Source organism: Pseudomonas sp. Root329, assembly GCF_001424925.1.
Taxonomy (GTDB): domain Bacteria; phylum Pseudomonadota; class Gammaproteobacteria; order Pseudomonadales; family Pseudomonadaceae; genus Aquipseudomonas; species Aquipseudomonas arabinosi.
The window spans coordinates 37,679-61,338 of sequence record NZ_LMCV01000034.1; the positions used below are offsets into that span (position 1 = coordinate 37,679).

General features: G+C 60.7%; 23 protein-coding genes and 1 riboswitch. Of the genes, 17 read left to right on the plus strand and 6 right to left on the minus strand.

The window, feature by feature from the left end; genetic code table 11:
* Window positions 1–48 precede the first annotated feature (48 nt).
* Window positions 49–633 (minus strand): hypothetical protein, encoded by a 585-nt coding sequence (locus ASC74_RS21935; RefSeq protein ID WP_046048018.1) that lies wholly within the window; start codon window positions 631–633, stop codon window positions 49–51.
* A 154-nt stretch (window positions 634–787) separates the two neighbouring features.
* Window positions 788–1,018: riboswitch (cobalamin riboswitch) on the plus strand.
* Between the two features lie 81 nt (window positions 1,019–1,099).
* On the opposite strand from ASC74_RS21935, the gene cobO reads away from it, so the two are divergent.
* The 14 genes from cobO to ASC74_RS22000 all read left to right on the plus strand — a co-directional run bounded on the left by cobO (window position 1,100) and on the right by ASC74_RS22000 (window position 12,623).
* Entirely contained in the window at window positions 1,100–1,711 is a 612-nt protein-coding gene (cobO, locus tag ASC74_RS21940; RefSeq protein WP_046048017.1) for a cob(I)yrinic acid a,c-diamide adenosyltransferase, read from the plus strand.
* The gene (locus tag ASC74_RS21945; protein ID WP_056744028.1) at window positions 1,708–3,123 is read left to right on the plus strand and encodes a cobyrinate a,c-diamide synthase; all 1,416 of its coding nucleotides are present in this window, start codon (window positions 1,708–1,710) and stop codon (window positions 3,121–3,123) included. The genes cobO and ASC74_RS21945 overlap by 4 nt, the downstream gene beginning before the upstream one ends.
* The gene (gene bluB / locus ASC74_RS21950; RefSeq protein WP_056744030.1) at window positions 3,120–3,770 is read left to right on the plus strand and encodes a 5,6-dimethylbenzimidazole synthase; all 651 of its coding nucleotides are present in this window, start codon (window positions 3,120–3,122) and stop codon (window positions 3,768–3,770) included. Before ASC74_RS21945 ends, bluB begins: the two co-directional genes overlap by 4 nt.
* Window positions 3,767–4,675, plus strand: a complete 909-nt coding sequence (gene cbiB, locus ASC74_RS21955) for an adenosylcobinamide-phosphate synthase CbiB (protein ID WP_056744032.1) — start codon at window positions 3,767–3,769, stop codon at window positions 4,673–4,675. The genes bluB and cbiB overlap by 4 nt, the downstream gene beginning before the upstream one ends.
* Window positions 4,668–5,660 carry a threonine-phosphate decarboxylase CobD gene (cobD, locus tag ASC74_RS21960; protein WP_056744034.1) on the plus strand — a complete coding sequence of 331 codons (993 nt, stop codon included), beginning with the start codon at window positions 4,668–4,670 and terminating at the stop codon, window positions 5,658–5,660. The genes cbiB and cobD overlap by 8 nt, the downstream gene beginning before the upstream one ends.
* Window positions 5,657–7,108, plus strand: coding sequence for a cobyric acid synthase (locus ASC74_RS21965; RefSeq protein WP_056744036.1), 1,452 nt, complete (start codon window positions 5,657–5,659; stop codon window positions 7,106–7,108). The genes cobD and ASC74_RS21965 overlap by 4 nt, the downstream gene beginning before the upstream one ends.
* Window positions 7,109–7,150: 42 nt before the next feature.
* Window positions 7,151–7,672, plus strand: coding sequence for a bifunctional adenosylcobinamide kinase/adenosylcobinamide-phosphate guanylyltransferase (gene cobU / locus ASC74_RS21970; protein WP_056744037.1), 522 nt, complete (start codon window positions 7,151–7,153; stop codon window positions 7,670–7,672).
* Window positions 7,669–8,724: a nicotinate-nucleotide--dimethylbenzimidazole phosphoribosyltransferase gene (gene cobT, locus ASC74_RS21975; RefSeq protein WP_056744039.1), complete on the plus strand. Its 1,056-nt coding sequence runs from the start codon at window positions 7,669–7,671 to the stop codon at window positions 8,722–8,724. Before cobU ends, cobT begins: the two co-directional genes overlap by 4 nt.
* Window positions 8,721–9,296: an alpha-ribazole phosphatase family protein gene (gene cobC, locus ASC74_RS21980; protein ID WP_056744040.1), complete on the plus strand. Its 576-nt coding sequence runs from the start codon at window positions 8,721–8,723 to the stop codon at window positions 9,294–9,296. Before cobT ends, cobC begins: the two co-directional genes overlap by 4 nt.
* Before the next feature lie 2 nt (window positions 9,297–9,298).
* A complete protein-coding gene (locus tag ASC74_RS21985; RefSeq protein ID WP_056744042.1) occupies window positions 9,299–10,030 on the plus strand; it encodes an adenosylcobinamide-GDP ribazoletransferase in 732 nt (243 codons plus the stop codon).
* Window positions 10,031–10,231: 201 nt separating this feature from the next.
* On the plus strand, window positions 10,232–10,636 hold the full coding sequence (locus tag ASC74_RS21990; protein ID WP_056744044.1) for a MarR family winged helix-turn-helix transcriptional regulator: 405 nt from the start codon (window positions 10,232–10,234) through the stop codon (window positions 10,634–10,636).
* 52 nt (window positions 10,637–10,688) lie between these two features.
* A complete protein-coding gene (locus tag ASC74_RS21995; RefSeq protein ID WP_056744045.1) occupies window positions 10,689–11,897 on the plus strand; it encodes an MFS transporter in 1,209 nt (402 codons plus the stop codon).
* A complete protein-coding gene (locus ASC74_RS32425; RefSeq protein ID WP_008148682.1) occupies window positions 11,894–12,016 on the plus strand; it encodes a hypothetical protein in 123 nt (40 codons plus the stop codon). The genes ASC74_RS21995 and ASC74_RS32425 overlap by 4 nt, the downstream gene beginning before the upstream one ends.
* Window positions 12,017–12,071: 55 nt before the next feature.
* Window positions 12,072–12,623, plus strand: coding sequence for a glutathione peroxidase (locus ASC74_RS22000; protein WP_056744048.1), 552 nt, complete (start codon window positions 12,072–12,074; stop codon window positions 12,621–12,623).
* An 89-nt stretch (window positions 12,624–12,712) separates the two neighbouring features.
* Here ASC74_RS22000 and ASC74_RS22005 read toward each other — a convergent pair whose 3' ends face one another.
* The 3 genes from ASC74_RS22005 to ASC74_RS22015 all read right to left on the minus strand — a co-directional run bounded on the left by ASC74_RS22005 (window position 12,713) and on the right by ASC74_RS22015 (window position 15,128).
* Window positions 12,713–13,999 (minus strand): OmpP1/FadL family transporter, encoded by a 1,287-nt coding sequence (locus ASC74_RS22005; protein WP_056744050.1) that lies wholly within the window; start codon window positions 13,997–13,999, stop codon window positions 12,713–12,715.
* Window positions 14,000–14,144: 145 nt separating this feature from the next.
* Window positions 14,145–14,627: a hypothetical protein gene (locus tag ASC74_RS22010; protein ID WP_046048004.1), complete on the minus strand. Its 483-nt coding sequence runs from the start codon at window positions 14,625–14,627 to the stop codon at window positions 14,145–14,147.
* Window positions 14,628–14,903: 276 nt separating this feature from the next.
* Window positions 14,904–15,128 (minus strand): hypothetical protein, encoded by a 225-nt coding sequence (locus ASC74_RS22015; RefSeq protein ID WP_007898912.1) that lies wholly within the window; start codon window positions 15,126–15,128, stop codon window positions 14,904–14,906.
* A gap of 997 nt (window positions 15,129–16,125) precedes the next feature.
* Here ASC74_RS22015 and ASC74_RS22020 point away from each other — a divergent pair.
* Window positions 16,126–16,449: a sel1 repeat family protein gene (locus tag ASC74_RS22020; RefSeq protein ID WP_082555869.1), complete on the plus strand. Its 324-nt coding sequence runs from the start codon at window positions 16,126–16,128 to the stop codon at window positions 16,447–16,449.
* A gap of 175 nt (window positions 16,450–16,624) precedes the next feature.
* A complete protein-coding gene (rmuC, locus tag ASC74_RS22025; protein ID WP_177338876.1) occupies window positions 16,625–17,989 on the plus strand; it encodes a DNA recombination protein RmuC in 1,365 nt (454 codons plus the stop codon).
* Between the two features lie 100 nt (window positions 17,990–18,089).
* Here rmuC and ASC74_RS22030 read toward each other — a convergent pair whose 3' ends face one another.
* Both ASC74_RS22030 and ASC74_RS22035 read right to left on the minus strand, forming a co-directional pair.
* Entirely contained in the window at window positions 18,090–21,560 is a 3,471-nt protein-coding gene (locus ASC74_RS22030; RefSeq protein ID WP_056744053.1) for a hybrid sensor histidine kinase/response regulator, read from the minus strand.
* A gap of 251 nt (window positions 21,561–21,811) precedes the next feature.
* Window positions 21,812–22,351: a TetR/AcrR family transcriptional regulator gene (locus ASC74_RS22035; protein WP_056744055.1), complete on the minus strand. Its 540-nt coding sequence runs from the start codon at window positions 22,349–22,351 to the stop codon at window positions 21,812–21,814.
* Window positions 22,352–22,442: 91 nt separating this feature from the next.
* On the opposite strand from ASC74_RS22035, the gene ASC74_RS22040 reads away from it, so the two are divergent.
* Window positions 22,443–23,636, plus strand: a complete 1,194-nt coding sequence (locus ASC74_RS22040; RefSeq protein ID WP_056744056.1) for an MFS transporter — start codon at window positions 22,443–22,445, stop codon at window positions 23,634–23,636.
* Window positions 23,637–23,660: the final 24 nt, after the last annotated feature.

Consider the following 23,660-nt stretch of genomic DNA (forward strand, 5'->3'; position numbering starts at 1 on the left):
CATTGACCTAATCAATAGAGAAGCGCAGGTGCGCGATGGTTCAACCGGTCAGCCGCGGGCTTCCTTGAACAGCACGGCAATGCCGGGGTGATAGTTGCCGGCTTCGTTGCGCAACTTGCGATAGGCATAGGGGAAATACCAGGCCACCGCGCAGGTGTGTTCCTTTTGCAGGTCGTCGAGCATGTCCTGGAGTTCTTCCGGGGTGGCGCTTTGTTGGGCTTTTTGCGGCGCGACGAACAGGCAGCCGAGTTTCAGGTCGCTGGCGTAGCTGATGCGCTTGGCGTCGCTGGTGATGTCTTGTAATGCTTGCGTCAGGTTCAGGCTGTTGACGCGTGGCCAGCGCTGGGTCGCCTGAAGGTAAGCGCGTTCTTCGCTGGTCGCGATAAACAGATCGGCTCGGCCATTGCGTTCGCCTTCTTCGGTCTGTTTGCGGGTCGGTGTTTGTTGCAGCGTAACCATTTCCGCCATCCAGGCCGCGGCGGAAAGCAGGCTCAGGTTGGCTTTTTCGTCGAACCAGTAAGGCGTGTCGTTATCGCCGCGCACGGCGTTGTAGCGGTCGATACAGTCAAACCAGCGTTCCAGCACCGGGCGCAGGAATTCCAGCTTCGGATTGCTGATGATCATGCCTTGCATGTGGCTCACCCTTGTTCTTGTGTTGTGAGGTTGTGGCTCTTTGATATCACTGCTGAGAGTGTGGCACAAGATTGGCGTCAGATAATTGATCGACGGCAGTTATTCGCTCGCAGGCCGCCCGTCTTCAATTGACGCTCCATCCCCAACCCTCTAACCTTCGCGGCTTGTTTCAGGTGCTCTGTGACCTTGGTCGACAGAGTGAAACAGGGAAGCCGGTGAGTGATCTCTTCAATTGATGAAGAGCCATGATCCCGGCGCTGCCCCCGCAACGGTAAATGAGTGAAGACTGCGCCTTGAGCCACTGTGTCGTATGACATGGGAAGGCGCGCAGTCAGGCAACACGCCGCTCATGAGCCCGGAGACCGGCCTGATCCATCCAGCGGCATCACGGTGGGCGATGCCAGGCTTTTTGCCGTCTATTCTTGTGCCTGCCCGCCGTTATCCAGCCTCAACGGAGAGCTCCCCCATGACTGATACCCCCGATCGTGACGAACGTCATCTGGCGCGCATGCTGCGCAAAAAAGCCGTGATCGACGAACGCATCGCCAATTCCCCGAATGAATGCGGCCTGCTGTTGGTGCTGACCGGCAACGGCAAAGGCAAAAGCAGCTCGGCCTTCGGCATGCTTGCCCGGTCCATGGGCCACGGCATGCAGTGTGGCGTGGTGCAGTTCATTAAAGGGCGCAGCAGCACCGGCGAAGAACTGTTCTTCCGGCGCTTCCCGGAACAGGTGCGTTTTCATGTGATGGGCGAGGGCTTCACCTGGGAAACCCAGGATCGCCAGCGTGACATCGCCGCCGCTGAAGCCGCGTGGGCGGTGTCGCGCGAATTGTTGCGTGACCCGTCGATCGGCCTGGTGGTGCTGGATGAATTGAACATCGCGCTCAAGCACGGTTATCTGGATCTCGATCAAGTGCTCAGCGACTTGCAGGCCCGTCCGCCGATGCAGCACGTGGTGGTGACCGGTCGCGGCGCGAAGCCGGAGATGATCGAACTGGCCGACACCGTCACCGAAATGGGCGTGATCAAGCACGCGTTCCAGGCCGGGATCAAAGCGCAAAAAGGCGTCGAATTGTGAGTCAGCCACGTCATTGCCCGGCGGTATTGATTGCCGCGCCGGCCTCCGGTCAGGGCAAGACCACCGTCACCGCTGCGCTGGCCCGTTTGCATCGCAATCAGGGGCGCAAGGTGCGCGTGTTCAAATGCGGCCCGGACTTCCTCGACCCGATGATTCTCGAGCGCGCCAGCGGTGCGCCGGTGTATCAACTGGACATGTGGATGGTCGGCGAGCAGGAAAGTCGTCGACTGTTGTGGGAAGCCGCCGGCGACGCCGATCTGATCCTCATCGAAGGCGTCATGGGCCTGTTCGACGGCACGCCGTCCAGCGCTGATCTGGCGCGACACTTCGGCGTGCCGGTACTCGGTGTGATCGACGGCACCGCCATGGCCCAGACCTTTGGCGCACTGGCGTTGGGTCTGGCGCGTTATCAGCCGGACTTGCCGTTTGCCGGTGTGCTGGCCAACCGCGTCGGCACCCTGCGTCATGCGCAATTACTGGAAGGCAGCCTCACTGAAGGCTTGCGCTGGTACGGCGCCTTGTCCCGGGAAACCGGGATCGAATTGCCGAGCCGACACCTCGGGCTGGTTCAGGCCAGTGAGTTGAACGATCTCGACCTGCGCCTCGATGCGGCGGCCGATGCATTGGCCAGCAGTTGCGAGGTCGCGCTTCCACCGGCAGTGGAATTCGCCGCGCCTGATGTGATCGCAGCTGAACCGTTGCTGGCCGGTGTGCGGATTGCCGTGGCCCGTGACGAAGCGTTTGCCTTCACCTACGGTGCTAGCCTGGATTTGCTGCGAGCCATGGGCGCCGAGTTGTCGTTTTTCTCGCCGATCCGTGACACGCAATTGCCGCCGGCAGACAGCCTCTATCTGCCGGGCGGTTATCCTGAATTGCACCATGTGGCGCTGTCACAGAACACCACGATGCTGGACGCTATTCGCGCTCACCATGCGGCGGGCAAGCCGTTGTTGGCCGAGTGCGGCGGCATGCTGTATCTGCTCGATTCGTTGACCGATGTCGAGGGCACTCGCGCTGAATTGGTCGGCTTGCTGGCGGGGGATGCGGTGATGCAAAAGCGTCTGGCCGCGTTGGCGTTGCAGGCGGTCGAGTTGCCAGAAGGTTCGTTGCGCGGGCACACCTATCACCATTCGCTGACCAGTACCGAGCTTGAGCCGATTGCTCGTGGATTGAGCCCGAACGGTGGGCGAGGGGCGGAAGCGGTTTATCGTGAAGGGCGGATGACCGCCTCTTATGTGCACTTTTATTTCCCTTCCAATCCATCGGCGATTGCAGCGCTGTTTGTGCCTGACCTTGAGGCCGCCTTCGCGAGCAAGTCGAATCGTCGCACCGTCGCTCCCACATTAGAAAGTGTGTTGTCTGAAGAAACGCGGTCCACTGTGGGAGCGGGCTTGCTCGCGAAGAGGCCATGACGGACAACGCATTTAGCCAGGCCGAACGCGAAGCGGTTTATCGCGCCATCGGCGAACGCCGTGACATGCGTCATTTCATCGGTGGCACAGTGGAGCCCGAGTTACTGCGGCGCCTGCTCGAAGCCGCGCATCAAGCGCCGAGTGTCGGCCTGATGCAGCCCTGGCGGTTCATCCGCATCAGCGATCGAGCCCTGCGCGGCAAGATCCAGTTGTTGGTGGAAGAAGAACGCATCCGCACCGCCGAAGCCCTCGGCGAGCGCACCGACGAATTCATGAAGCTGAAAGTCGAAGGCATTAACGACTGCGCCGAAGTGCTGGTGGCCGCGCTGATGGACGATCGCGAGCGCCACATCTTCGGCCGTCGCACGATGCCGGAAATGGACATGGCCTCGTTGTCCTGTGCGATCCAGAACCTCTGGCTGGCCTCCCGCGCTGAAGGATTGGGCATGGGCTGGGTGTCGCTGTTCGAGCCGCAAGCCCTGGCGGACCTGCTGGGTTTGCCCGTCGGAGCCAAGCCGTTGGCCGTTCTTTGTCTCGGCCCGGTCAAGGAATTCTATCCGGCGCCGATGCTGGTACTCGAAGGCTGGGCGCAGGCGCGTCCGCTCAGTGAGCTGTTGTATGAAAATTATTGGGGAGTGAGTCAATGAGTGTGGCGTTGTTGAGTGTCGCCGCGGTTGCGCTGGATGCGCTGCTGGGTGAACCCAAACGCTGGCATCCGCTAGTGGCGTTCGGCCGTTTAGCCGACCGCATCGAGCAACGTTTCAATGGCGAAGGTCGTGGCTGGCGCAGCCATGGCGTGACTGCCTGGGTGATCGCGGTGTTGCCGCTGACCCTGCTGGCCACGGCGTTTTCCTGGGCGCCCTATGTCGGCTGGATCGTCGAGATTCTCGTGCTCTATTGCGCCCTCGGCATGCGCAGCCTTGGTGAGCACGTTACGCCTGTGGCCAAGGCGCTGCGCAGCGATGATCTGGACGAGGCGCGCAAACGTGTCAGTTATCTGGTCAGTCGCCAGACCAGCGAACTGGATAAAACCGAAGTCGCCCGCGCCGCCACAGAGTCTGTCCTGGAGAACGGCAGCGACGCGGTATTCGCTGCGCTGTTCTGGTTTGCTGTGGCCGGCGCGCCTGGCGTGGTGCTCTACCGTTTGAGCAACACGCTGGATGCGATGTGGGGTTACCGCAATGAACGCTTCGAGCGTTTCGGCTGGGCGGCGGCAAAGATCGACGACATCCTCAACTACATTCCTGCACGCCTGGTCGCATTGACCTACGCGCTGCTGGGCAAAACCCGACTGGCGCTGAAATGCTGGCGTACCCAGGGTCCGACCTGGGACAGCCCGAATGCCGGTCCGGTGATGGCGGCCGGTGCCGGTGCGCTCGGCGTCGAGTTGGGCGGGGCAGCGATTTATCACGGTGAACTGCATCAGCGTCCGCCACTGGGCGAAGGCGTGCCGGCGGACGCCGACTCCATCGACCGCGGCTGGCAATTGGTCCAGCGCGGGGTATGGTTATGGTTGCTGATCCTCTGCGTGGGGGCTGAATTTTATGCTTGAGCACGGTGGTCGGTTACGCAAGGCGGCGCTCGATTACGGCATCGCCGAAGCCGATTGGCTCGACCTGTCCAGCGGCCTCGCGCCCTGGCCGTTTCCGATCCCGGAGATTCCGTTGCGGGCCTGGGCGCGTTTGCCGGAAACCGATGACGGTCTGGAGCAGGCGGCCTGTGATTATTACGGCGCCGCTCAGGTGCTGCCGGTGGCTGGCTCGCAAATGGCGATCCAGTTGCTGCCGCGTTTGCGCCGGGCCGGCAAGGTCGGCGTGCTCTCGCCGTGTTACGCCGAACACGCCGAAGCGTGGCGCCGTAACGGCTACATCGTGCGTGAAGTGCTGGAGCAGGAAGTCGACTTCTTTCTCGACAGCCTCGACGTGCTGGTGGTGGTCAACCCGAACAACCCAACCGGCCTGAGCCTGACACCGAGTCGGCTGCTCGACTGGCACTCGCGGCTGGCCCAGCGCGGTGGCTGGCTGGTGGTGGACGAGGCGTTCATGGACAACACACCGCAGCTGAGCCTGGCACCTTTTGCCAATCAGGTCGGATTGATCGTGCTGCGTTCCTTCGGCAAGTTTTTCGGCCTGGCCGGTGTGCGTCTGGGTTTCGTGCTGGCTGAGCGCAAGTTGCTCAAGTTGCTCGCCGAGCAAGTGGGGCCGTGGGCGGTCAGCGGGCCGACGCGGGTGCTGGGGCAGGCCTGTCTGCTGGATACCGAAGGGCATGTCCGGCAACGGGTTCGCGCTGATGAAGCCAGCGAGCGTCTGGCGCTGCTGCTTGAACACCACGGTTTCAAACCCCAGGGTGGCTGCGCCTTGTTTCAATGGCTGATCACCGACCGTGCCGAAGACCTGCATGAGTTCATGGCCCGGCGCGGCATTCTGCTGCGGTTGTTCACCCACAACAGCAGCGTGCGTTTCGGCTTGCCCGCCGATGAAACCGAGTGGACACGTCTCGCGCAAGCGTTCGAAGCCTACGCCAAGGAAACCCAATGACTACGTTGATGGTGCAGGGCACCACTTCCGACGCCGGTAAAAGTACGCTGGTGACGGCGTTGTGCCGCTGGGTCACGCGTCAGGGCGTCAGCGTCGTGCCGTTCAAACCACAGAACATGGCGCTTAACAGTGCCGTGACCGCCGACGGTGGCGAGATCGGTCGCGCGCAAGCGGTGCAAGCCCAAGCCGCCAACCTTGAGCCGCACACCGACATGAACCCGGTGCTGCTCAAACCCAACAGCGACACCGGCGCTCAAGTGATCATCCATGGTCGCGCGGTCACGACGATGAACGCGGTCGCGTATCACGACTACAAAGCTATCGCCATGCAAGCAGTGCTGGCCTCTCATGAACGGCTGAGCGCGGCGTATCCCGTGGTCATGGTCGAAGGCGCGGGTTCGCCGGCCGAGATCAATCTGCGTGCCGGTGATATCGCCAACATGGGCTTTGCCGAGGCGGTGGATTGTCCGGTGGTGCTGATTGCCGACATCAATCGCGGCGGGGTTTTCGCGCATCTGGTGGGCACGCTGGAACTGCTGTCGCCCAGCGAACAGGCGCGGGTCAAAGGCTTCATCATCAATCGGTTTCGCGGCGATATCGCTTTGCTGCAACCGGGGCTGGATTGGCTGGAAGCGCGCACCGGCAAACCGGTGATCGGCGTTCTGCCTTACGTGATGGACCTGCACCTGGAAGCCGAGGACGGCATCGATCAGCGTCAGACTGACAAGGCCGACCAGGTCCTGAAAGTAGTGGTGCCTGTACTGCCGCGAATCAGCAACCACACCGATTTCGATCCGCTGCGCCTGCATCCGCAGGTGGATCTGCAATTCATCGGCCCCGGTCAGGCGATTCCACCGGCGGACCTGATTATTCTCCCCGGCTCGAAAAGCGTGCGCAGCGACCTCGCGTACCTGCGGGCCAGTGGCTGGGACACCGCGATCAGTCGTCATCTGCGTTATGGCGGCAAAGTGCTGGGCATTTGCGGCGGTCTGCAAATGCTCGGCGAGCAGGTCCACGACCCGCTGGGCCTCGAAGGCGCGCCGGGTTCCAGCGCCGGTTTGGGCTTGTTGGCGTTCGAAACCCAGCTCGAAGAAGAGAAACAATTGCGCAATGTGCGCGGGCGTCTGGCGCTCGAAGATGCGCCAGTCAGCGGCTATGAAATTCATGCCGGGGTGACCACCGGGCCGGCGTTGGAAAACGCCGCGGTGCAGCTGGATGACGGTCGCTGCGACGGTGCGCAAAGCGCGGACGGGCAGATTTTCGGCACCTACCTGCATGGCCTGTTTGAATCGCCCGCGGCGTGCAGTGCGCTGTTGCGCTGGGCAGGTTTGCAGGCGGTGCAGGACGTGGATTATCACGCGTTGCGTGAGCGCGATATCGAGCGGCTGGCGGATCTGGTGGAGAAGCATCTGGATACCCGACTGTTGCGTGAACTCTGCGGGATTTGAGGTGGCTGTTCCGGCCTCATCGCCAATTTGAAGGAATGAACCATGCTGCAACTGATCCTCGGCGGCGCCCGCTCCGGCAAGAGTCGCCTGGCTGAAAAACTCGCCTCCGACAGCGGTCTGGCGGTGACGTACATCGCCACCAGCCAACCCCTCGACGGTGAAATGAACGAGCGGGTGGCCCATCACCGCGCCCGTCGTCCAGCCGAATGGGCGTTGATCGAAGAGCCGGTGGAACTCGCCCGCATCCTGCGCGAAACCGCCAGCGCCGATCGGTGCGTGCTGGTGGATTGCCTGACGTTGTGGATGACCAATCTGCTGATGCTCGACGACACCGAGCGCCTGTCAGCCGAACGTGATGCATTGCTGGACTGCCTGGCGTCGTTGCCGGGTGAAATCATTTTTGTCAGCAACGAGACCGGAATGGGTGTCGTGCCGCTGGGCGAATTGACTCGCCGCTATGTCGATGAAGCCGGTTGGCTGCATCAAGCCTTGGCCGAGCGCTGTCAGCGAGTCGTCCTGACCGTCGCCGGCCTGCCCCTGACTTTGAAAGGAACTGCGTTATGACTCAATCCTGGTGGCTGAACCCCTGCAAGCCGATCGATGCTCAAGCGGTCGAGCAGGCGCAGGCCCGTCAACAGCAACTGACCAAACCGGCCGGCTCCCTCGGTCGACTTGAGTCGGTGGCCGTGCAATTGGCCGGGCTGCAGGGGCAGGTCAAGCCGAGTCTGGATCAGCTGTGGATCGCGATTTTTGCCGGTGACCATGGCGTGGTCGCTGAAGGGGTGTCGGCATTTCCTCAGGAAGTCACCGGGCAGATGCTGCACAACTTCGTCAGCGGTGGGGCGGCGATCAGCGTGTTGGCGCGGCAACTCGGCGCATCCCTGGAAGTCGTCGACCTCGGCACGGTGACGCCGTCGTTGAATTTACCGGGTGTGCGTCACATGAACATCGGCCCGGGCACGGCGAATTTCGTCGAAGGTTCGGCGATGACGCCGGCTCAAGGCGAACTCGCTTTGCAGGCCGGTCGCGACAGCGTGCAGCGCGCCATCGCGGCGGGTGCGCAGTTGTTTATCGGTGGCGAGATGGGCATCGGTAATACCACTGCGGCCAGTGCGTTGGCCTGTGCCTTGCTCGATTGCCCGGTGGTGCAACTGGCGGGGCCGGGCACGGGTTTGAATGCGGCGGGTGTCAGCCATAAAGCTCAGGTTATCGAGCGCGCTTTGGCATTGCACAGTGCTCAACGTGGCGATGCGCTGCAAACCTTGTTCAACCTCGGCGGTTTTGAAATCGCGGCACTGGTCGGCGCGTATCTGGCGTGTGCCCAGGAAGGCGTTGCGGTGCTGGTGGACGGTTTCATTTGCAGCGTCGCGGCGTTGGTGGCGGTGCGCTTGAACCCTGAATGCCGTCAGTGGCTGTTGTTCGGTCATCGCGGCGCCGAGCCGGGTCATCGTCATGTGCTGGAAACTCTGAACGCCGAACCGCTGCTGGATCTCGGCCTGCGTCTGGGCGAGGGCAGCGGCGCTGCGTTGGCCGTGCCGTTGCTGCGTCTGGCGTGCGACCTTCACGGGCAGATGGCGACTTTCGCCGAGGCCGCCGTGGCGGATCGTCCGGCATGACCTTGCGCCTGGACCTGTTGCGCCACGGCGAAACCGAACTTGGCGGTGGTTTGCGCGGCAGCCTCGACGATGCGCTGACCGACAAGGGCTGGGCGCAGATGCGCGCGGCGGTGGTCGAGCAGGGGCCTTGGGATCGTTTGGTCAGCTCGCCGTTGCAGCGGTGTGCGCGGTTCGCCGAAGAACTCGGCGCACAACTGGGTTTGCCGGTGCAGTTGGATAAAGACCTGCAAGAGCTGCACTTCGGCGCCTGGGAAGGGCAGAGCGCAGCAGCGCTGATGGAAACCGATGCCGAGGCGTTGGGATTGTTCTGGGCCGACCCTTACTCGTTTACGCCGCCTCAGGGTGAACCGGTGGTGGATTTTTCGTCGCGAGTGTTGGCGGCCGTTGAACGCTTGCAAGCCGCGTACGCTGGCGAGCGGGTGTTGCTGATCAGTCACGGCGGGGTCATGCGCTTGTTGCTGGCTCAGGCGCGGGGATTGCCTCGTGAGCAGTTGCTCAACGTCGAAGTCGGGCATGGCGCGTTGTTTTCGCTGACGGTCGAATCCGGTGTGTTGTTAAAGGAAGCGCTCTGACCATGTTGCCGTTCTGGATCGCCCTGCAATTTTTGAGCAGCCTGCCGATTCGTCTGCCGGGCATGCCAGCTCCACAGGAGTTGGGGCGGTCGCTGCTGTTTTATCCGCTGGTCGGCCTGCTGTTCGGCGGGATTTTATGGGCGTTCAACTGGCTGTTGCTCGGCACCCCGTTGTTGCTTCACGCAGCGCTGTTGCTGACGGTTTGGGTATTGCTCAGCGGCGCGTTGCACCTCGACGGCCTGGCCGACAGCGCCGATGCGTGGCTCGGTGGGTTCGGCGATCGCGAGCGCACGTTGACGATCATGAAGGACCCGCGTAGCGGGCCGATTGCGGTCGTGACGCTGGTGCTGGTGTTGCTGCTCAAATTCGCCGCGTTGCTGGCATTGATCGACCAGCAACACGCCGTAGTGCTGATCATTGTTCCGTTGATCGGGCGCAGCGCGATGCTGGGCTTGTTCCTGACCACGCCTTATGTGCGTGCCGGTGGCTTGGGGCAAGCGCTGGCCGATCATCTGCCGCGTTTGGCGGGTAAACAGGTGTTGGCGGTGAGTGCGTTGGCGTGTGTTTTGATTGCCGGTCTCAGCGGTGTGTTGGCCGTTGTGCTGGCGGCGCTGGTGTTTGTCTGGCTGCGGCAAGTGATGCTGCGCCGATTGGGCGGCACGACGGGCGATACGGCGGGGGCGTTGCTGGAAATCCTTGAGGTCGCGGTGCTGGTGGGATTGGCGTTGACCTGATGTTTATTGGGTGGATGTGCTGGACCTTTCGCGAGCAAGCCCGCTCCCACATTTGATTGCGCTGAACACAATTTCTATGTTCGGTGAAGATCTAATGTGGGAGCGGGCTTGCTCGCGAAGGCGGTCTGTCAGATCCTCAATAACTATGAATGAACTCATCTGTAACTTGATTTAACACAACCGCGGGTATATACACGCACCATGCTCGACTCCCAATGTTTATGCATCAACCTGCGTCGCGCCGCCCGTGGCGTCAGCAGGCATTACGACGGCGCTCTCGACGGCTTCGGGATCAACGTCGCTCAGTATTCTCTGTTGTGTAATCTGCAGCGTCTGGATAAACCGAGTATTTCCACGTTGGCCGAGGCCATGGGGCTGGATCGCAGCACCTTGGGACGCAATCTGCGGGTGCTGGAAGGCGAAGGCCTGCTGATGCTGGTCGAGGGCGAAGACATGCGTAACCGCATCGTCATGCTCACCGAGGCGGGTACTGAACGCCTGAAAGCGGCCTTGCCCGCCTGGGAAGCGGCGCAACAGCGGTTGATTGACCGCTTGGGTGCCGAGAAACGCGAAACCTTGCTGCGACTGCTGGACGAACTGGCGTGATGCCGGTTTTTCCGATCTTAAGCGGGTATATACCCGCTACCGGAGAATAAGAATGACATCGATGTGGCGTACGTGTGGTTGGGTTTTGTTGGGGAGTGCGCTGATTCTCGCGTTGTCCTTGGGCGTAAGACACGGCTTCGGGCTGTTTCTGGCGCCGATGAGTGCCGAATTCGGCTGGGGGCGTGAGACGTTTGCCTTCGCCATTGCCTTGCAGAACCTGATCTGGGGCCTGGCGCAGCCCTTCACCGGCGCGCTGGCCGACCGCTTTGGCGCCGCGAAAGTGGTGCTGGTCGGCGGTGTCCTGTATGCGTTGGGTCTGGTGTGCATGGGCCTGTCGGATTCCGCTGTGACCTTGTCCCTGAGTGCCGGCCTGTTGATCGGTATTGGCCTGTCAGGCACCTCGTTCTCGGTGATCCTCGGCGTGGTCGGCCGCGCAGTGCCGCCAGAGAAACGCAGCATGGGCATGGGCATTGCCAGCGCTGCCGGCTCTTTCGGTCAGTTCGCCATGTTGCCCGGCACGCTGGGGTTGATCGGCTGGCTGGGCTGGTCAGCGGCATTGCTGGTGTTGGGCCTGTTGGTGGCGCTGATCGTGCCGCTGGTGAGCATGCTCAAGGACAAGCCGCTACCGGTGTTCGGTCATGAACAAACACTGTCCGAAGCCCTGCACGAGGCCTGTTCCCATTCGGGATTCTGGCTGCTGGCATTCGGCTTTTTTGTTTGCGGCTTCCAGGTGGTATTCATCGGCGTGCACTTGCCGGCTTATCTGGTGGATCAGCACCTCCCGGCGAGCGTCGGCACGACGGTGCTGGCGCTGATCGGGTTGTTCAATATTTTCGGTACTTACACGGCTGGCTGGCTCGGCGGGCGGATGTCCAAGCCGCGTTTGCTCACCGTCCTGTATCTGCTGCGGGCGGTGGTGATCGGGCTGTTCCTGTGGGCGCCCGTCACGACGACCACCGCGTACCTGTTTGGCATGGCGATGGGCTTCCTGTGGCTGTCGACCGTGCCCTTGACCAACGGCACCGTCGCGACCTTGTTCGGTGTGCGAAATCTGTCCATGCTCGGTGGGATTGTTTTCCTGTTTCACCAGCTCGGATCGTTCCTCGGCGGCTGGTTGGGCGGGGTGGTGTACGACCGAACCGGGAGCTATGACTTGATCTGGCAAGTGGCGATTCTCTTGAGCCTGTTAGCCGCAGCCCTGAACTGGCCGGTGCGTGAGCAGCCGGTGGCGCGCCTGCAAACACAGATGAGTGCGATATGAACAGTCTCTGGCCGCGGATCGCTGTCGTCGCTGTCTGCGCCTTGCTGCTGGCCCTGTCGTGGTGGGGCTGGCATCAGGGCGGGCTGGCGTTGATGCAACTGGGCATGGGTGCTTGCTAGCAGGATGTGAGGGCGAGTAACTTCGGTTTTGACGATTTCTCGAGGATGCACCGACATGCTGATGCGCTGGCTTGCAGTTCCCGCGTTACTGGTAGCGTTTAGTGGATTGGCTCAAGCCGCCGAATGCCCGGAGCTTTTGCAAGGCTCGTTGCCCAAGTTGCGCGCCAAGGAATCCATCGACCTGTGCCAGCGCTTTGCCGGCAAACCGCTGGTGGTGGTCAATACCGCGAGCTTCTGTGGTTTCGCCCCGCAGTTCAAAAGCCTTGAGGCGCTGAATCAGCGTTACAAGGATCAGGGGCTGGAGGTAATCGGCGTTCCGTCCAATGACTTCAAGCAAGAGTCCAAGGATGGCGAAGAGACGGCCAAGGTCTGCTACGTGAACTACGGCGTGACGTTCACCATGACTGAACCGCAGAAAGTCCGCGGTAATGACGCGACTCACTTGTTCAAGATCATCGCCAAGCAGAGCACCGCGCCGAAGTGGAACTTCTACAAATACGTGGTCGATCGCAAGGGCAAGGTGATCGCCAGTTTTTCCAGCCTGACCAAGCCTGACGATCCCGAGTTCATCGAGGCGGTGGAGAAAGCCCTAGCCTCGCAACCCTGATCGACGCCCGTTAAAAAGCCCCGCCTCTGTACAAGAGAGCGGGGCTTTTTTGATTCAGGCGGCGAGTGGTTCAGGTTCGCCGTGAATCATCAGAAGCGGTAGGTCGCGCCAACACCGAAACCGTTCGCACTGTTTTCGTACTTGGCGTTGTAGGACTGACCCAAAGCGTTAGCGCGCTTGACAGTGACAGATTCTTCCTTGAGGTAGGAGTAAGCCACATCAATGGTCCAGTCGTCGGTTGGGTTGAAGCCCGCACCGACACTGAAGATGGTCCGGTCGCCGGTAGGAATGCGTGGCGAACGATCAGTGTTGTTGGTGGGCGACTGGTCAAGGGAGAGACCGGTACGCAGTACCCACTGCTTGTTCAGCTGGTAGGAAGTACCCAGGGCATAGGCCCAGGTGTCATGCCAGTTCTGGTCTTCCTTGATGGTACCAACGATTTGTGGGGCGAGGGCACCACCGCTAGATGCGGTTACGCCTTCGTTGTTGACCGTGATGTCTTTCAGGCGGCTCCAGCGAGTCCAGGTAGCACCGGCATAGAGCTTCCAGGAATCATTAATGTCTTGAGTCACGGAAAGGTCATAGGACTCAGGTGTTTCGATCTTCAGCGAGGCATCGTAACGGTTGGATTTGAGCAGCTGAGGTGGCACGCCAGCGCCGGTATTCACATCGGTGTGGCCGTCGAGCTTGTAGTTCACTTTCGAGTGATAGGTCAGGCCCACGCGAGTGGTGTCGGTGGCTTGCACCAGGACGCCGGCGTTAAAGCCCAAGGCCGTATCGTCGCCCTTGATCTCCACATTGTTGTCACCAGTCCGGGGGACAGGGAGAGCAATGTCCGATTCCAGGGTGCCGGAAATCCGGTTGATGGTAGGGCCAAAACCGATCGAAACTTTATCGTTGAAAGCGTAGCTGACGGTTGGCTGCAGAGTGATGACTTTGACTTCGCTCTTGCTGCCGAAAGCGCGGCCCTGAAAGCCGTTTTCGTAGTCGGTGATCAGCCCGAACGGAGCGTAGACACCAAAACCAACAGCCCATTCATCGTTGAGTTTATTTGTATAGAAACCCATCGGTACTGAAGTGAGCGGAACCATATCGCCTTTGTTGGTTCCGCTTGAACGGCCGCTGGTATCGCTGATATCGGTCGAGGCGTCGATCGCTGCGAGACCGCCAGTGATTTGCTGGCCTTTGAGGCGGGCCATACCGGCAGGGTTGCCAAAAACTGTACTTGCATCATCGGCAGATGAAGAGCGCCCTGCAAAACCTGTCCCCATCCCGCTGATGCTTTGTTCGTTAAGGGCAAAGCCACTTGCGAAGATCTGGGTGGATGCCAAGGTAACGGCGAGGCTAAGGGTGGTTTTGAGCATTACTTTTTTCATTATTAGAACTCCTGATGATCACCGGGGCGAAAATTACCAACATTTTCGTTCCAGCGCCATAGGCTGTGAGGCTTGATTTAGAGCGGTTTTGTAGGACAATCCGACCAAAATCGCAGCAGTTGTGCGATCTTGTGGAAGTGGCTGATCAGCAGGCGACCAGATTCAGCGGTGAAACACAGGTTTGCCAGGCACAGGTGAAGTCTCTCAGGCGTCCTTGAGGCTGGAAGGTCTGGCGCCAGATGCGGGCCATTCCCAGTAGGTCGTCTGCTTCGGGGAGGGGGGTGTTCTGTTCTTCTACAAGCAGCCAGGCGATGGCTGTGGCGTAACGCAGGTTGACGGTCAATTCGAGGTGCGGACCACTCAGGAAAGCATGCTGGCTGGCCAGGCCGCGAACCAGGCTTGCGCGTTCCGGGTCAAGTGCCAGGTAGTGGTCCCAAAGTGCTTGATGGCGGGGTTCCGCGATTCGGTACAGGCCGTGTCCACGGCGGTCATGCAGGGCGGTTCCAAGGGCTGACTGGCTGGCGGCGACGCCCAGCAGCAGGGATTCGGCAGTTGCGCTATGGCACCCGAGGTAAATCAATGTCGGGCGGATCACATAACGGCACAGTTCGCTGGCAGCGATACCCATAAAGCCCTCGAAACGTGAAATGGTCGGCGATACCTGAAGGGGCCTTGGCAGCGGGTGAATCGACTCAGGCTCGCCGGAAGCGGCTGAAGCCGCTTGAGTTGAAGTGTAGTGTCATATTCGCGCCGTAAAGGCCTGTTTTTAAAATATTTCCGGCTGCGAGTTATAACCGTTATATCGCTTAGTGCTTAGGCGGTGGCAGCGAAAAGTGAAATATCGGGCAATAAAAAGCCCCGCTTTTTGAGCGAGGCTTTTGAGGTTTTCAGTCTTTCTGGCGTATCAGGCAACCAGTGCCTGACGGGTACGCTCGATCACGGCCTGCAGCGGCTCGGCGCTGGAGTATTGATCGGGGTACAGGCGTTCGCTGTGACGAGCGATGCCGTGTTCGTTGACCAGAGTGAAGCTGAAGCAGCCTTTGCGAGCGGCCATGATCAGGCAGTTCATTGGTGCAAAAGCGTTGGTTAGGGTGCGGATGGCATCCTGGGTGTGGATTTGAGTAGACATAGTCATTGGGTGTTCCTACAAGCGACACGGATAAGAACCGTGCAAAGTTAAAACGTTCCAGTGACGACGACCACCATTGGTCGAACGAAGAACCCGACTGGAACAAAGCAGCCAGTTTGAAGCGCTGATAAATTGGCGCGCTTGGGCTGGCAGGTAGGTACTTAGGAGGGCAGGCAACACATCAAGGGCAAAGGTTCTGGGCCCGGGGTGAAGATCCTGATCAATTTGCAGGTTGGTTCGGTCAGAGTAAGTGAGCTTCGCAACACCCTTCGCTTTGTTCGAAGGCAGTGTTGACGCAAGGTTTACCTGGAAACCATCGAGGTGGTCGATCCCGCTTTGTCGGTGGAGGCTTCCTTGAGGAAGGCTGACCGGGGGGATTTGTTCGACCAGAATTGACTTTCAGCTTGGTACTAACGCCGCGGATACTAACGGATTGAATTGCTGAAGGGAAGTGTGTTAGCAAAAAAGTTCTGTGGGGGCCCCTGATTCGACGTCCGGATGGGCGCTCGGAAAAAGCCATGACCCGCAGACTTGCCCTGTAATAGCACAAATTCCGACCATTGGTAGTCACGGCTCATCGGGCCAGGACCAGCCTGGATCATGGCTTTGCCAAGGTTTATCCCCAAGTGCGGGCGAAAAATGCGCCGAAAAAGTGCATCGATATAACTGCCTCGAAGGTACTTGTGCACATAAGTCACGGAGGGTGTCACGCCACTGTCATCTTCCCTTCAAACGCAGTGGGTGCCTGTAACCAAAATTTAAGTCAATGAAAAACATCGCTTTTTTTTACTGGTGAAAAAATCGTCAGTTTGACTGCGAGCCCCATTCCATACGGCTTTGCGAGAGTTCAAGGGCGGTTGTCCACTGAGTTATCCACAGCTTCTGTGGATTGTCCCGAGCGCTTGCTCTAGGACGGGCGTGCCGGGTTTTTTTAGGCTTTACCTGTAAGAAAAAAAGAGTAGAGTGGCGCGCCTTCCGATCTGCCCCACAGTGCTTTATGAAGTTTCGCTCAGTATCAGTCTCTGCAACCTCCACACCTCCCAGTATTACCCCGCCCAAGCGCTTTTCGATGCGCGTGGCCGAGTGGCTGCTGGACAGCCCGCGTCTGGGCGAAAACCCCAACGTCAAACACTTCGCCGGACGTTTGCTCAAGCAGCCAGCCCGTGAAGGGGTCGTGGCCGCGCAAAGCCGTCTCGGTCAGCTGATGTGCCGTGAATGCGGGAATGCCCGGGATCGCCGTATCGGCCAGGACCTTTTGCGTTCGGCCGCGCGGGCAGGGGATCGGCGCGCCCAGCAGGAACTGGGTCTGATCGAAGACTGAGCTGTCCAAGACCTGACGCCTTGGTTAACCTTCAAGCTTTATTTCATTGGCAGGAGTGGCTATGGCTATGGACTTGACCAGCGCATTGCTCGGTCTGGCGGGCGCTGCGCTGCCGTTACTGGTACTGGCCTGGCAACTTCAGCGGCGAGCGAGCGCCACGCAGTCAGAGGTTGCACTGCTGGAAGAGCGTCTGGCCACGGCCCATCTGGCTCAGGATGGATTGAACGCGCAACTCGAAGCCTGTCGCGATGAAATCGGTGATCTGGGCCAGGCCAACGCCGCCAAACAAGCCGACCTGGCCGCCGTACGCCGTGAAGTCGAATTGCTGCAGATCGAACGTGACGACGCACGCGACGCCGCTCACGCCTGGAATCTGGAACGCGCCGGCAAAGAGGCTGAGTTGCGTCGTCTGGACGCCCAGGCCGCTTCGCTCAACGCCGAGCTGCGTGAGCAGCAGGAAAGCCATCAGCAGCGCCTCAGCGACCTGCAGGGCTCGCGAGATGAGTTACGTGCCCAGTTCGCCGAGCTGGCCGGCAAGATCTTCGACGAGCGCGAGCAGCGCTTTGCTGAAACCAGCCAGCAGCGCCTCGGTCAGTTGCTCGATCCGTTGAAAGAACGCATCCAGTCCTTCGAAAAACGCGTCGAGGAAAGCTATCAGGCTGAAGCCCGCGAACGTTTTTCCCTGGCCAAGGAACTGGAGCGGCTGCAACAGCTGAACCTGCGCCTGAGCGACGAAGCCACCAACCTGACCCGCGCCTTGAAAGGCCAGAAAACCCAAGGCAACTGGGGTGAGCTGATTCTTGAACGGGTGCTTGAACACGCGGGCCTGGAGAAGGGGCGCGAGTACCAGACCCAGGTCAACCTCAAGGGGCCGGACGGTGAGCGTTTCCAGCCGGACGTGATCATTTATCTGCCGGGCGACAAGCAGGTGGTGGTCGACTCCAAGGTCAGCCTCACGGCCTATCAGCAATACGTCGCGGCCGAAGACGATGCCATCGGCCAGATCGCCATCAAGCAGCACGTGCTGTCCCTGCGCACTCACGTCAAAGGGCTGGCTGGCAAGGATTACAAGCGTCTCGACGGTTTGCACAGCCTGGATTTCGTCCTGCTTTTCGTACCGATCGAAGCGGCGTTTTCCGCTGCATTGCAGGCTGAGCCGACGCTGTTTCAGGAAGCCTTCGACCGCAACATTGTGATCGTCAGCCCGACTACTTTGCTGGCGACCCTGCGCGTCATCGACAGCCTGTGGAAGCAGGAGCGCCAGAGCCAGAACGCCCGGGAAATCGCCGAGCGGGCCGGGTGGCTGTATGACAAGTTCGTGTTGTTCATCCAGGATCTGGATGAAGTTGGCAATCGCTTACAGCAACTGGATAAAGCCTACAGCTCTGCGCGCAATAAGCTGACAGAAGGCCGAGGCAATCTGGTCAGCCGCAGCGAGCAGCTCAAGTTGCTTGGCGCGCGGGCGAGTAAGAGCCTGCCGGCAGACTTGCTGGAAAGGGCGATGACGGATGTGGATGGTTTGGCCGAGTTACCGGAGTAACAGTTACAAAGATCAAAAGATCGCAGCCTGCGGCAGCTCCTACGGGGGATACGGAAACCGTGTAGGAGCTGCCGCAGGCTGCGATCTTTTGACTTTGACGCTACAACGGCAAATGCCGACTCAGCAACGCCCGCAACGCCGCCGGTTTCACCGGTTTGGCCAGATAATCCAGCCCTGCCGCATGCACTTGGGCCACCGTCTCCGGTCGCCCATCGGCGCTGATCACCACCCCTGGCACTGGCTCACCCAATCGGGTTCGCAGCCATGCCATCAGTTCGGTCCCGGTCTCGCCATCGTCCAGGTGGTAATCCACCAGCGCCAATTGCGGTCGCATCCCGTCGCTGAGCAGCGCCGCGCATTCATCGCGGTTGCGCGCGGTCCAGACCTGACACCCCCAGCGCGTGAGCAAGCTGTTCATGCCAATCAGGATGCTGTCTTCGTTGTCGATGCACAGCACCTGCGAGCCGCTCAGCAATTTGCCATTGAGTTCGGCGGTCTTGGCCGGCAGTGCCGCTTGAGCACGAGCCAACGGCACACTGACGCTGAACACGCTGCCACGCCCCGGCCAGGAGCGTACGCGCAAGGTATGACCCAGCACGCGACACAACCCGTCGGCGATCGCCAGGCCCAGCCCCAGGCCCTTCTCTGCGCGTGTCTGGTGGCTGTCGAGGCGTTTGAATTCTTCGAAAATGACCTGCTGTTTATCCACAGGAATGCCCGGACCACGGTCCCAGACTTCCAGGCACAGCTCGCCCTTGCGTCGGCGAACCCCTAACAGCACCGGGCCTTTGGCGTAGCGGAAGGCATTGGTCAGGAAGTTCTGCAGGATTCGCCGCAGCAGTTTGATGTCGCTGTCGACGCGCAACGTACTGCCCCTGACACGGAATTTCAGCCCCTGGTCGCGGGCCAGCGCCTTGAACTCGGCACCGAGGACATCGAACATCTCATTGAGCACGAACGGTTTGGGCTCAGGGGTGATCTTGCCGTTTTCCAGGCGGGAAATGTCCAGCAGATCGCTGATCAAGTCCTCGGCCGAGCGCAGTGACGTGTCCAGATGATGGACCAGTTTCTGCGCCTCACCGGAGAGGCCGTCGTCTTGGTGGGAAAGGGCGGCCGAGAACAGTCGCGCAGCGTTCAACGGTTGCATCAAGTCGTGGCTGACCGCCGCCAGGAAACGGGTTTTCGACTGGTTGGCCGACTCCGCGGTGCCCTTGGCTTCGGTCAGGGCGACGTTGAGTTGCGACAGTTCGTGGGTCCGCTCGGTGACCCGTCGCTCCAGACCCTCGTTGGCTTCGGTCAGCGCTTGCTCAGCCTCGCGGAACGCGGTGATGTCGGTGAAACTCATGACAAATCCGCCGCCCGGCATCGGGTTGCCGATCAGCTCGATCACACGGCCATTGGGGAAAAGTCTTTCAGAGGTATGGGCGCGGCCCTGACGCATCCAGTGCAAGCGCCGTGCGACGTGCACTTCAGCTTCGCCGGGACCACAAAGGCCGCGCTCGGCGTTGTAGCGAATGATGTCGGCAATCGGGCGGCCAAGCCTGATCAGCCCATCCGGGTAGTTGAACAGCTCCAGATAGCGCCGGTTCCAGGCCACCAGTTTCAGCGACTGGTCGACCACACTGATGCCTTGGGTGATGTTCTCGATCGCGCCTTGCAGCAGCGCGCGGTTGAACTGCAGCACTTCCGAGGCTTCGTCGGCGATTCGGACGACGTCCTCGAGTTGCATTTCCCTGCCTTCGATGGCGGCTTTTACCACCGCCCGCGTCGAAGAAGCCCCCAGCACACCGGCCAGCAAACGTTCAGTGTGGGCGATCCATTCACCGTCGGCGTTCTGGTTCGGGTTGAAGCCTTTGCCTTGGCGGTAGGCGAAGCGGATAAAACTCTGACGGGCGCGTTCTTCGCCGACGAAGCGTGCGGCCAGTTGCAGCAAATCGTCGATCTGCACTGACAGCATCGAACGGGCGCTGGGGCGGGCGCTGATTTCCTGACCGATGAAGCGACCCGCCTGCCAATGTTCCGAAACCCTCGTGCGCGACAGCACCGAGACCCAGGCGAATAGCGTGAAGTTGGCTGCAAGCGACAACACCACGCCTTGGGTCAACGGGGTGAGCGGCAGTTTCAGCGGGTTGCTGTGCAACCAGGCCAGCCCCGGGAAACTGCTCAGGGACAGGCCCAGGCTATGGGCCGCTATTGGCAAAATCAGGGTGTAGAACCACAGGAACGTCCCGGCGGCGAGACCGGCGAATACTCCCCGGCGATTGGCTTGTTTCCAGTACAGCGCGCCGAGCATGGCCGGGGCCAGTTGGGTCACGGCGGCGAAGGCGATCTGGCCGATGGTCGCCAGGCTCGCCGTCGAGCCGAGCAGGCGATAACTGACGTAGGCCAACAGCAGAATCACCACAATGCTCACTCGGCGCACCGAGAGCATCCACTGGCGGAACACTTCGAACGGCCGCTCGGCGTTGTTGCGCCGCAGCAGCCATGGCAACAGCATGTCGTTGGAGACCATGGTCGACAACGCCACGCTGGCGACAATCACCATGCCGGTCGCCGCCGAGGCGCCACCGATAAACGCCAGCATCGCCAGGGCAGGATGGGATTGGGCCAGCGGCAGGCTGATGACAAAAGAGTCCGGCAGTACCGAGCTCGGCAGCAGCATCTGACCGGCGAGGGCGATGGGAACGACGAACAGCGCCGCCAGCGCCAGATAGGCTGGAAACACCCATTTGGCCAGGCGCAGATCCTGAGGGTCGATGTTTTCCACCACGGTCACGTGGAACTGCCGGGGCAGGCAGATGATTGCCATCATGGCCACGCCGGTCTGCACCACCATCGACGGCCAGTTGATGGTTTCCTTCCAGTATTCTTCCAGGCGCGGGGCGAGCATGGCCTGGTCGAACAGGTCGTCGAAACCGTCGTACAGGCCGTAGGTCACGAACGCGCCGACCGCGAGAAAAGCGAACAGTTTGACCAGCGATTCGAACGCAATCGCCAGCACCATGCCGCGGTGGTGTTCCGTGGCGTCGAGGTTGCGGGTACCGAAGACGATGGTGAACAGCGCCAGCACCAGCGACACGATCAGCGCCGTGTCCTGGGCGCGCGTGCCCATGGCGTCGGCACCGGCGCCGATCAGCAAGTTCACCCCGAGCACGATGCCCTTGAGTTGCAGTGCGATGTAGGGCAACACGCCGACCAGGCAGATCAGCGCCACCACCACCGCCAGCGACTGGGATTTGCCATAACGCGCGGCGATGAAGTCGGCAATGGAGGTGATGTTCTCCTGCTTGCTGATCATCACCATTTTTTGCAGGACCCACGGCGCGCACACCAGCAGCAGGATTGGCCCGAGGTAGATCGGCAGGAAAGACCAGAGCTGTTCGGCGGCCTGGCCCACGGCACCAAAGAAGGTCCAGCTGGTGCAATAGACGGCCAGCGACAGGCTGTACACCCAGGCGCGCACTCGCGGCGGCAACGGTGTGCTGCGACGGTCGCCGTAGAAGGCGATGGCGAACATGATGGCCATATAGGCCAGGGCGACGGCGGCGATCAGCCCGCTGGACAGCGACATGGGAACTCCAGACAAAAGACACCCGGGACTCCCGCCCGGACAGACAGTCTCGCACGATGGCAGGGGTTAGTCAGTGTCGACCAAGGTCGCGGCGCGGCGGGGTGTCGCAGGGTGCTTGTCAGTTGGATCTTGGGTGTTTTTTCCGGCCCCTTCGCGAGCAAGCCCGCTCCCACATTAGATCTTCAGGTGTTCACAAATAGTGTGTCCACTGAAGATCTAATGTGGGAGCGGGCTTGCTCGCGAAGGCGGCCTCACTGACTCAACGCAATCTCGATCAACCGATGCAATTCCTCAACCTCCAGCGGTACCGCTGAAAACAGGATACGAAACACCGTCGGCGCCGCCACCATGTTGATCAGCCGATCAACGTTCGGCTTCGGCTGATCGGGATAACGATCCAGAATCGCCTGCAGCTGCCCGCCAATGATCGTCGCGCAAAGGGCTGGCGTGGTGCTGCATTGCACGTCACGCAAGATGTTGCGACCGGGCTCGGAACTCATCTCGTCCAGATACTGCTCGGCCCAGGCGCGCACGTCACCGCGCAGGCTGCCGGTATTGGCCGGCTCGCTTTCGGGGCGCATGCGGGCGAGGGCGACATCCGCCAACAACACCGACAGATCGCCCCAACGCCGGTAGATAGTCGACGGTGTAACGCCGGCGCGCGCGGCGATTTGCGGGACGGTCACGGTGGTGCGGTCCTGCTCTTCGAGGAGATCGCGGACTGCCGAATGAACCGACTCTTGCACCCGGGCACTGCGTCCGCCGGGGCGTAAACCTTCTTTAATAGCCATGCATCGGACCTTAACACAAAGAATTTGCTTTAAGCGTCAGCCAGTCGCACACTCCGCAAAAGCAAAAAGTTAGCTTTTGCGGAGTGTATTTATGTCCAGTTCTACGTCTAATCGTTCAAGCCTGTGGTTCCTGGCGATCACCTTACTCAGTTTTCTCGCGGCGTCCACGGCGCCGACGCCGTTGTATCACTTGTACCAGGAACACCTGCAATTCTCGGCAGCGACCCTGACCCTGATTTTCGGCGTGTACGCCATCAGCTTGCTGGCGGCATTGCTCACGGTCGGTTCGCTCTCGGATTACCTGGGGCGCAAACCGGTGATCTTCACCGCTGTGATGTTGAACATGCTGGCGATGCTGTTGTTTATCAACGCAGACAGTGTCGCCTGGTTGATCAGCGCACGAGTGCTTCAGGGTTTTGCTACGGGAATGGCTACTGCCGTATTGAGTGCGGCGCTGTTGGACACCGATCGCCAGCAAGGGTCGCTGGTCAACAGTGTCGCGCCGTTGCTGGGCATGGCGTCGGGTGCCATGGGCTGCGGCTTATTGGCCGAGTTTGCGCCGTTGCCGTTGCAGTTGACCTATTGGGTGCTGTTCGCGCTGTTTGTGATGCAAGCGCTGTACGTTTGGCGTTTGCCGGAAAGCGTCAGTCCCCAACCGGGAGCCTGGGCTTCGCTGCGTCCGACACTGCATGTGCCGATCCAGGCGCGGCGTGCGTTGTGGCTGGTGCTGCCGATCAACATCGCGGTGTGGGCACTCGGTGGTTTTTACGCTTCTTTGGCACCGTCTCTGGTGCGCACGGCCACGGGATCGACCTCAAATCTGATTGGCGGTGCGACGGTGGCTGTGTTGACGGTGACTGGTGCGTTGATGATCTACACCCTGCGCGATCGGCCGGCCGACAAGGTGTTGCGATTAGGCGGCAGTCTGCTGCCCGTCGGCGTTGCGCTGATTTTGATGGCGGTGCACAGCGCCAGCCTGCCGCTGTTTTTCGTCGGGACGCTGTTGGCCGGTGGCGGTTTCGGTGCCGGTTTCCTCGGTGCATTGCGCAGCGTCGTGCCGCTGGCCTTGCCCCACGAGCGGGCAGGGTTGATGTCGGCTTACTACGTGCTCAGTTATCTGGCTTTCTGCTTGCCGTCGTTGCTCGCCGGGAACTTGACCCGGACCTTTGGGCTGGTGGCCACCACCGATGGTTACGGCGCGGTGCTGATTACGCTCTCGGTCGGCGCGCTGCTCGCGTTGATGCGTCAGCAGTCCATGAAAGTCTGTGGCGTCGATGTTCGATGACCGTTAGCCTTGGCGTCGCCATTC